Source organism: Sulfuricurvum sp. (genome assembly GCF_049277495.1).
Taxonomy (GTDB): domain Bacteria; phylum Campylobacterota; class Campylobacteria; order Campylobacterales; family Sulfurimonadaceae; genus Sulfuricurvum.
Genome location: NZ_JBASYM010000070.1, coordinates 19591 through 28409, shown reverse-complemented (window position 1 = coordinate 28409; position 8819 = coordinate 19591). Strand labels below are relative to the sequence as shown.

Annotated in this window: 8 protein-coding genes and 1 pseudogene; 4 read left to right on the top strand and 5 right to left on the bottom strand. The window is 40.4% G+C overall.

Annotated features, from left to right (window positions below; translation table 11 throughout):
* Both WAO38_RS12545 and WAO38_RS12540 read left to right on the top strand, forming a co-directional pair.
* Window positions 1-216 (top strand): annotated as a pseudogene (locus WAO38_RS12545) (AcrB/AcrD/AcrF family protein); the annotation flags it as partial.
* Between the two features lie 9 nt (window positions 217-225).
* Window positions 226-888, top strand: a complete 663-nt coding sequence (locus tag WAO38_RS12540) for a TetR/AcrR family transcriptional regulator (RefSeq protein WP_373023393.1) — start codon at window positions 226-228, stop codon at window positions 886-888.
* 9 nt (window positions 889-897) lie between these two features.
* On the opposite strand, the gene WAO38_RS12535 is transcribed toward WAO38_RS12540, so the two are convergent.
* From WAO38_RS12535 to WAO38_RS12525, 3 genes are all read right to left on the bottom strand, one after another.
* On the bottom strand, window positions 898-2058 hold the full coding sequence (locus WAO38_RS12535; RefSeq protein ID WP_013449977.1) for an MFS transporter: 1161 nt from the start codon (window positions 2056-2058) through the stop codon (window positions 898-900).
* Between the two features lie 217 nt (window positions 2059-2275).
* Window positions 2276-4498 (bottom strand): 5-methyltetrahydropteroyltriglutamate--homocysteine S-methyltransferase, encoded by a 2223-nt coding sequence (gene metE / locus WAO38_RS12530; RefSeq protein WP_373023392.1) that lies wholly within the window; start codon window positions 4496-4498, stop codon window positions 2276-2278.
* A 110-nt stretch (window positions 4499-4608) separates the two neighbouring features.
* Window positions 4609-4959, bottom strand: a complete 351-nt coding sequence (locus tag WAO38_RS12525; protein ID WP_013449975.1) for a hypothetical protein — start codon at window positions 4957-4959, stop codon at window positions 4609-4611.
* 91 nt (window positions 4960-5050) lie between these two features.
* On the opposite strand from WAO38_RS12525, the gene WAO38_RS12520 reads away from it, so the two are divergent.
* The gene (locus WAO38_RS12520; protein ID WP_013449974.1) at window positions 5051-5266 is read left to right on the top strand and encodes a hypothetical protein; all 216 of its coding nucleotides are present in this window, start codon (window positions 5051-5053) and stop codon (window positions 5264-5266) included.
* Between the two features lie 120 nt (window positions 5267-5386).
* A complete protein-coding gene (locus WAO38_RS12515) occupies window positions 5387-5803 on the top strand; it encodes a hypothetical protein (protein WP_013449973.1) in 417 nt (138 codons plus the stop codon).
* A gap of 6 nt (window positions 5804-5809) precedes the next feature.
* Here the strand turns inward: WAO38_RS12515 and WAO38_RS12510 are convergent, their stop codons facing one another.
* Both WAO38_RS12510 and WAO38_RS12505 read right to left on the bottom strand, forming a co-directional pair.
* Entirely contained in the window at window positions 5810-6946 is a 1137-nt protein-coding gene (locus WAO38_RS12510; RefSeq protein WP_013449972.1) for a tyrosine-type recombinase/integrase, read from the bottom strand.
* 46 nt (window positions 6947-6992) lie between these two features.
* Complete coding sequence (locus tag WAO38_RS12505) at window positions 6993-8276, bottom strand: ATP-binding protein (RefSeq protein WP_013449971.1); 1284 nt, start codon at window positions 8274-8276, stop codon at window positions 6993-6995.
* Window positions 8277-8819: the final 543 nt, after the last annotated feature.

The following is an 8819-nucleotide window of genomic DNA, read 5'->3' as shown; positions in this document are numbered from 1 at the left end:
ATTCAAACAAGAGCCAAACCTATTTTACTCACAGTCCTTGCTGTTGTATTCGCCAGTTCTCTTTTGGTCTTAGACCCCGTGTTTAGCGGTTTGGGTGCTGCCCTCATAGGCGGCACCCTTATCGCGTATCTGGTTTCTCTTTTTGTAGTGCCGGTATTGATTTTCAAACCACTGAAAAAAATGTATCCAAATCATGACGATACCTTCACTGCCTGATTTTTTAGTATGGCCCAAAAGAAAAGCATTTATATCGGCATTATTATGAATATGAGTAAGTTCACTAAAAATAAATTGGCCTACCACCATAAAAATCTCAAAGAGTCATTAGTAGAAACAGCATTCGAGATAGTTGATAAAGAAGGGTTAAAAGTACTAACACTGCGCGAATTATCCATTCGGCTGAACATATCAAGGTCAGCTATATATCGTCATTATGATAATAAGGAAGCACTAATTTTAGATGTTATGGATAAAGGGTATAAACAACTTAATTTGGTATTAGCTCCTATCTTACAAGATAAAACTCATAGTATTGCAAAGCGTTTTGAAATGATGTTGGGGGAGTATCTCAATATTGCGATGGAGCAACCAAACCTTTACCGTTTACTGTTCGGAAATAAATATCATAAAGAGTATGAAAAATCACATGGCCATAAAGATGAAAATCACCTAATGGGCTTGCACCCCCTCATAAGTCTTCTCGTAGATGCCCAAGAAACTGAGGGTATCGTATTAGAAAATCCAATGCTTCAGCTGACAATAATATGGGCTTCTGTCCATGGTCTTGCATTATTCTTAGTTGATGGAAATTTATTGATAAAGTCGAACAAGGAAGCAATTAATGAATACTTGAAAAATGTATTGTTAAAAGTCTTAAAGGGGTTGTAAGAGTAAAAATTACTGCGAAAACTTGTTTCGCATTCCGAATAACGCGCCCGCTAAACCTATAGCCACACTTGATGCAATTATAAAAGGTAAAAAACTTCCATAATGATCCCATAACCAACCACTAACAGTTAACGATATGAGGGTAGCTGCTCCAATAGACGTATAATAGACCCCATAGGCAGTTGCTTTTAGCTCAAGCGGTGCGGTATCGGAGATAATTGCTTTTGCTAATGAGTTAAATCCTCCGGCAAAAAATCCGTAAATGGCAAATCCAAGCCATGCACCCAAAATCGTTCCTGATGACATGGCAAAAGCTCCCAAACCAAATGCTAAATAGACGATAGACAATAGCGTAATTTTTCCGAAACGGTCTGCCATTTCACCAATCGGTATAGCAAAAACTGATAAGATAAGATTATAGAGGGTGTACGCTAATGGAATCATAGCTAGGGCCATACCATTATCTCCCGCTTTGAGGATCATAAACGAATAATTCATAGCGAAGAGACTAAAGATGCTTTGAAAACCGACTAACCAATAAAACGGTGTACTCAGTGCTTTTGGACGGAATTTTCGTAATGGTGAAGGGGTGAACGGAGCATCTGTTACAAATAATACAAGAATCGCTAGAGAAATAATACCTGGGATGAGGCTAAGAGCGAAAATAGTCCGAAATGTAGCTTCACTCTGTCCCAAAAACCACAATAATACAAAAGCGCTCAATGAGCCTGCAACAGCTCCAACGCTGTCCATCATTTTATGAAACCCAAAAATAAAACCGCTTACCTCTTTCTGAGTGTTGGCACTGATAAGGGCATCACGAGGTGCAGACCGGATCCCTTTACCTACTCGGTCAGCAATACGGATTGTTGCAATCATTGTAGCACTTTGGGCAAAAAAAGCAAACGGCTTGATAATGTTAGATAAACCATATCCGATAATGGTAAGCCCTTTACGCTTTCCAGCCCGATCAGAATAAAAGCCGGATAGCGCGATAAGTAACGCAACACCCATTTCTGCAGACCCTTCAATCAATCCAATCTCACCTTTTGTTGCGTGTAAAAAATGCTCCAAAAATATCGGCAAGAGAGGCAAGACCATTTCGGTTGAAAAGTCAGTAAAAAAGCTGTTGATTCCCAAAGCGATGATATTTTTATTGATTTTTTTCACTGGTTTCCTTCCAATATAACTCGGGAAAAATATTGGGATATAAGTGTCGAAGAATTTTAGAAGTGATAGAGGTTTTATTCGCTGAGATACTTCTTTACCTGTAACACTTTTTTCTTAGCTTCACTATCACAAGAAAATTTCAATATGATTTGTCTTTAGGTTAACTAAAAACAGATTAATTCATACTTTATTGCATTCCCCAAAAGGGGAAACAGCTTTAGAGACTTTGACGAACGCGTTTGGTCGCTTCAACCATATTTTCTAATGCCGCTTTGGTCTCTGCCCATCCACGGGTTTTCAAACCACAGTCAGGATTAATCCAGAGCTGAGCGGCGGGAAGGACTTCGAGAAGTGCATGGATTTGTTTTTCCATCTCTTCAATACTAGGGATCCGAGGAGAATGGATATCATAGACTCCCAGTCCCACTTCCTGTGCATACCCAACTTCGGCAAAGATTTTCAGTAATCGGTTTCCGCTTCGTGACGTTTCGATCGAGATTACATCCGCGTCCATCGCTTCGATGGTTTTGATGATATCGGTAAACTCGCTGTAGCACATGTGGGTATGGATTTGGGTATCACGTTCCGCCACGGCGGTGGATAGGAGGAAACTCTCCAATGCCCATTTTTCATATTCGGCACGTTTTTCACGACGCAGCGGATACCCCTCTTTGAACGCCGCTTCGTCCACTTGGATCATTTTGATCCCGGAGCGTTGCAAATCATCTACTTCATCGCGGATAGCGAGGGCGATTTGAGTTGAAGTGAGGGAGCGGGGCTGATCGTCACGGACGAAACTCCAGTTGAGAATCGTTACGGGTCCCGTGAGCATCCCTTTCATCGGTCGCGCTGTAAGACTTTGGGCAAATAGACTCCATTCTAGCGTCATTGGGTACGGTCGGCTCACATCACCATAAAGTAGTGGTGGTTTGACACATCGGCTTCCGTAGCTCTGTACCCAGCCATTGCTGCTAAAAGCAAATCCGCTGAGTTGTTCACCGAAATACTCCACCATATCGTTACGCTCAAACTCCCCGTGCACCAAGACATCCAGATCAATCGACTCTTGAAATTCGACGCAATCACGGATCCCATTTTTCATTTCGATTTCATAGATTTCTCGGGAGATGAGCCCTTTTTTGAACTCTTGACGAATTTTGCGGATGTCTGCGGTTTGGGGAAACGATCCGATGGTTGTCGTCGGTAGAATCGGCAGATCGAACAAATCGTGCGCTGCTTCTTGTCGAAGGGGAAACGGATAAGTACGTTTGTAATCACCGCTTTGCAATGCAGAGAGTCGTATTTGAACCGCAGGGTCGGTGCGAGAGGGGTCATATCGCTGATATACGATTTCTTCATTGTCAAAAAATGCTTTTGAGAGAGCGGATAGTTCTGTGAGCTTCTCTTCGGCAAAGGCTAATAATGTCTTCACATTTGCATCCAATGTTGTTTCATGTCGCAACGTATAGGGGACATGCAAAAGTGAACATGAACTGCTGAGGCTCAGACGCTCTTTGGGAATATAATCTGCGATTGTATTCAAGGTCTTTAGTGAAGCGGAAAGATCGTTTTTCCAGACATTGCGACCGTTTATGATCCCGACGCTCACGTGTTTATCACTTTTGCCTAACACCTCAAGCGATTCGATATTTTTCTCTCCGTGAACAAAATCAAGATAAAGCCCTTTAATGGGAGTGTGCACCAAAACGGCAGTCGCTTCGTTGGAATGTTCAAAATAGGTTGCTACCCAAAGAGGCGCAAGTGTTCCCAGCCGATCATACGCTATTTTGAGCAAGGATAGATCGTGAGGCGTAGGATCACACACGAGTGATGGTTCATGTATTATGATCTCGGCATCTAAAGCTTGCAATGTTTCTAATAAAGCGACGTATTGTGCTATTACCTTATCAAACAGCGCTTGACGTACCGATTCGGAGCATTTTGAGAGAGCAAAAAATGTCATTGGACCGATCAGCTGAATACACCCCTCTAATCCGAGAGCTTTGGCTTCGTTAAACTCATGGATGATTTTTTCGGCATTCACTGCGCCGAACACAAATTGATCGTGCAATTCAGGAACAAGGTAGTGGTAGTTGGTGTTGAACCATTTGGTCATTTCCATCGCCACATGGCTCTCATCTCCCCGTGCCATCGTAAAATATCGACGTATTGGGTCGGATATATCGCTAAAGCGTTCGGGTGTAGCACCGAGGGTTACCATGATATCAAGCATAGTGTCGTAGAAGCTAAAATCGTTAATGGCAACTTTTTGGATACCGGAATCACGCTGTAAGTTCCAGTGGCGCTTTCGAAGATCAGATGCAATTGTCTCCAGTTCATCGAAGCCAATAGTTCCTTTCCAAAAACTTTCTAATGCAAATTTGAGTTCTCTTTTTTCTCCGATACGTGGAAATCCGAGCAGGGTAATAGTATTTTTCATAATGTGTTTCCTTGTACATGTAAAACCGTAGGGTCATGTTTATAGAGGCACTTCTCCATTAATTATGTCAATGGAATGTGCCACATGAGCGACTAATATGGTGCTGATAATTACGAAAAGAAAAGAGGCGAGGGCGGAGAGGTATCAGTGTGAAAATAGCGAAATAAAAAGCGAAGTTTTGGGGTCAATGAGGAGAGATATAGGGCACATCGAGTTCGACGCCCGTAGAAACGGTTACAATGGCACTGACAACGGGATACCTTTGGGGTGAAAGGTTCTAGTGCTTCGAGGAGAATATCGAGTTCATCGGGGGGAGACTCATCGATACTCGCATCAGCAGAATAAATGCGATAGGCATGGCAACTTTGGGTGCGAACGGCACGGTTATGCAACGTCGTAGCATTGACAGTTGCGGTGATCGCTTGGAGTGAAAAATATTTTCCACCGAAACCTTTTGCCATAGTATCCTCATAAAATAATTGATGGAATTATACTGAAAAATTTCGAAACTATTTGACAGTATCATTTAGGTTTAATTAGTTATAATTTAATATGTTTAATGAAATTACTTCCCGACTTATTACTCTCGAAAATGATCTAAATTTCAAATCAGAATTAGATATACGTGTACAAATTCTCTCTATTCATCAACATATTCTTGATCAATGGGGATCTTTTTCCCCTGAAGAGGGATTTTTACTCACCAATAAAATTTTTAAAATCACTGAAGAATTAAACGAGAAAAATCGCCGTCCTGAATCTAATTAATCGATTTTAAATTTCTATCTACAATTTACTTCCAGCCGGAAAGTACGTTGTTAGCATTCATTCATCATTCAACTATACAATTTCTCATATCTGTTCGATCATGCATCAGGAGAGAAACGAATGTATAAATATCACGATAAATCCAAACGATTTTTAGCCACCGCTCTGATTACTACCGGTCTATTGGGCACGACTCCATTAATGAGTGAGGAAATCATTCATTCTGATCGCTCTGCCATCACACAAGAAAAGATTTCACCACGTATCGATTCACAATTGTGCAATCAACAGTTCCAATGCGCTAAAACGGGTTTTATTCTCCATTTCTTGCCCGAGGCAAAAGCACGTTTTATTCATCCACAATCCTCTCAAGCGCTTCATGCCGATTACCGTGTCCATTTTGATCACAGTATTGCGATGAACGTATATGAGAACCCATCCAAACACTTTGATCTGATGATGCATCAAATCAACATTGCCTCCGATGGATTCAGTGCCAAGGTCAATGGAGAGACCCGCTATTTTCAGAAGGTTTAGTTCCTTTTATTTGATCTTTTGGCGCATCATGAGTTCGGGATTATTCTTCACATAAGCACTGAACGTCGTATTGGTTGACGTGTGCCCCAGCTCCATCGCGACAATTGCCAAATCTTTCCCATCGGCGAGCTCTTTGGTCGCATATCCCCTACGGATGATATGACGTCCGCTTTTATTCACCCCGATCGCTTTTAGAGCATAAGTGGTGAATTTCCACATATCCACATCGGGCATTTTCTTATTCGTGTAGGTTCCGTTGGTATAGGTACTGGAGAGGACATAGGAAGGATCCGGGAGTACGGCTCTCATGTAATGGACAAACGGTTCAATCTCTTCACGTCTCACCACTACTTCGCGGTATTTATCCCCTTTGGTCGTATGATAGGCGATCGTATAAAACAGATGTGTAGTACCATGGTCATCTTTATATTCAGACTCTTTGATATACTCCATTTTTAGAGAGATCACTTCATCGGCACGTGCACCGCTTAGGCAGTAAAGCAGTACGATCAAGGCATTGCGATAGGCATAACGCTCCGAACTCTTTGGGAAATGCTCTTTAAAAACTTCAGGCCAATGCTTCATAAAATCGATTAGTTCTTCGAGTTCACTCTCAGTGACAAACTCCGTTTTACGTTTTTGCACTTTGATTTTGGTGAAGTATTTAAAGAGGGAAGTGAAGTCTTTGTTCTCTTTATTGTTTTCACTGATGAACAGCAGAAGCTGTTTAAGTACGGTTAAACGGTGAGAGAGACTTTTCTCATAGCGATAGACAATAGAGAGCTTCGCATCGTTTTTCCCCCGGTTGGCTTTACGATTGGAGAGGACTTGATGATACTCTTCCTTCGATATTTTTTTAGCTTCGAGATCTTTAGAGGCGAGATGTTCTTGGTACCACATGAGGTAGTTATTCACAAACTTCGCCGATAACCCATCCAAATCCATGATCGAATCATACTGATGAGAAAACTCTATAAGAGGGGTCAGTGCTTCTCCGTAGGATTTACGGGTCTTATCGCTTACCCCTTGAGCCACCTTCTCAGTAATGTAGCGATCACGCCAGGCATCGAGATCGCTTACTAACCCTTTTCCGGTACAGAGATCCCACTCGGCAAGGTCGTCTTGGAAGTGTTGAGGGGACATCTAAATGCCTTCAATAGTAATAACAATTACGCTATGTTTTGTATCATTAATCATGAGTTAACAGCCATTTCCAAAGAGGGATTAAATAGACTATTTTATCTCCTACACTCATGGAGCCTTCACGCTCTTTTGTGATGAGAACACTCTTATCCACCCCTATGAACTCCATCCCCTCGGCAAGTGAGTTTATTTCACGCTCGAAGGTGTCAGGATTGCTGATATCCACGCTGACATTGATAAGCTGTTTTTCACCGTCAATTACACAATAAAAATCGATTTCCTGACGCTCTTTGATGTAATAGACTTCATTGGTTTTGGACCTGAGTGCCAAAAAGACGAGATTTTCATAGAGTTTGGAGTAATCAGGTGAAAATGAGGCATCATACACCGCTCGCAGTCCGTTATCGATTGCATAGATTTTTTTAGGATTACGCTGCTCTTCACGTACAGAGCTTCTAAATATTGGGATACTAAAAATGGCATAGGCCTCTTCCAAATATCCGAAATAATCAAACAGTGTCTCTTTGCCGAGCTTAAAGCCATTAGATTTAAAGTCGTTATAGAGCTTGGTAATACTCACCGAGGTTGCCATGTTGACGAATGCATATTTGATCAAATGTTTCAAAAGAGCGGTATTGGTAATACCATAGCGTTCAATGAGGTCCTTATAGACAATCAGATTCACGTAATCGCTCAGAATCCTTTTTTGAATGGATCCCTCTTGCCCTATTGTTTCAGGAAATCCTCCACAGAGCAGATACTCTTCAAAATTGTGCTTGATAAAGCTCAGTGATTTAGAAGAATCTAGATTGACGGTAATGTTTTTAAAACGGAGATACTCTTTGAAAGAAAACGGGAATATCTCATATGTGAGCGTTCGCCCGCGCAGCGATGTAGCTATCTCGCTACTGAGGAGTTTGGAAGAAGAACCGGTGATGATAATCTGAACATTTAATGTATCGTATATACGACGGATAAACACTTCCCATCCCGGAATGTTTTGCACTTCATCGACAAAGAGATAGATTTTTTCATCCCTTTTTTCAGGGTACAGCTCGAAATATCCTTCAATAAGATCATCCAAATCACTGACAGTGGTTCCCATCAACCGGTCATCTTCAAAATTAATATACACAATATTCTTAGAGTCGATATTCTCTCGAAGTTCTTCAATCATCTTATAAAGGATTGAAGTTTTACCACAACGACGCACTCCTATAAGAGTAATTATCTTATCATTAAATAAAGGAATTTGAACATCACGTTTAATTGTAGGTCGTAGACTACGTTCTTGAAAATCGATGATAATACGGCGAAATACTTCTCTCATATTTTATCCTTTTATATAAAACCAATTTTATATATTTTTGTACTTATTGTCAAGTACTAAATTAACACGGTTAATACTTTTATCAATCACCATACATCATAAAATCACTTGCTACATAATTGCAGCTTGTTGAACTTTGGTAGACTACAATGTTTCCACATTTTGGATGAATCTTTTTCAACCGTTTTAAAAAAGTCGATAAACCTACAAAAGGATTTTTTTTCCCATCCATTTTAAAAAATCTTAAATAGCAACCATTCAGAAAACGGAAAACATAGCACGTTAAGATAATCAAGCCTTTCCAATCTATAAGTCAAATATTATTGACCTATCTCTACATATTGTCAAATTATGAATATATAGTCTAGTTAATTAGACTATATATGATACTAATGACACATTAAGTATCTAAACAATATCCAATCTCTATTAAATGACCTCTATATTTTCAACGAAGCAATCAAAACTCATCTCTAAATCTATCGATCATTTAATAAATTATAGCAAAATTGCCTTTTACTTACAAGATAATATTGTATTATC

Bases quoted from the DNA above. Each gene is read 5' to 3' on its own strand.
- WAO38_RS12540 (WP_373023393.1), top strand. From the start codon at position 226: ATGGCCCAAAAGAAAAGCATTTATATCGGCATTATTATGAATATGAGT.
- metE (WP_373023392.1), bottom strand. From the start codon at position 4,498: ATGAAAAATACTATTACCCTGCTCGGATTTCCACGTATCGGAGAAAAA.
- WAO38_RS12525 (WP_013449975.1), bottom strand. From the start codon at position 4,959: ATGGCAAAAGGTTTCGGTGGAAAATATTTTTCACTCCAAGCGATCACC.
- WAO38_RS12520 (WP_013449974.1), top strand. From the start codon at position 5,051: ATGTTTAATGAAATTACTTCCCGACTTATTACTCTCGAAAATGATCTA.
- WAO38_RS12515 (WP_013449973.1), top strand. From the start codon at position 5,387: ATGTATAAATATCACGATAAATCCAAACGATTTTTAGCCACCGCTCTG.
- WAO38_RS12510 (WP_013449972.1), bottom strand. From the start codon at position 6,946: ATGTCCCCTCAACACTTCCAAGACGACCTTGCCGAGTGGGATCTCTGT.
- WAO38_RS12505 (WP_013449971.1), bottom strand. From the start codon at position 8,276: ATGAGAGAAGTATTTCGCCGTATTATCATCGATTTTCAAGAACGTAGT.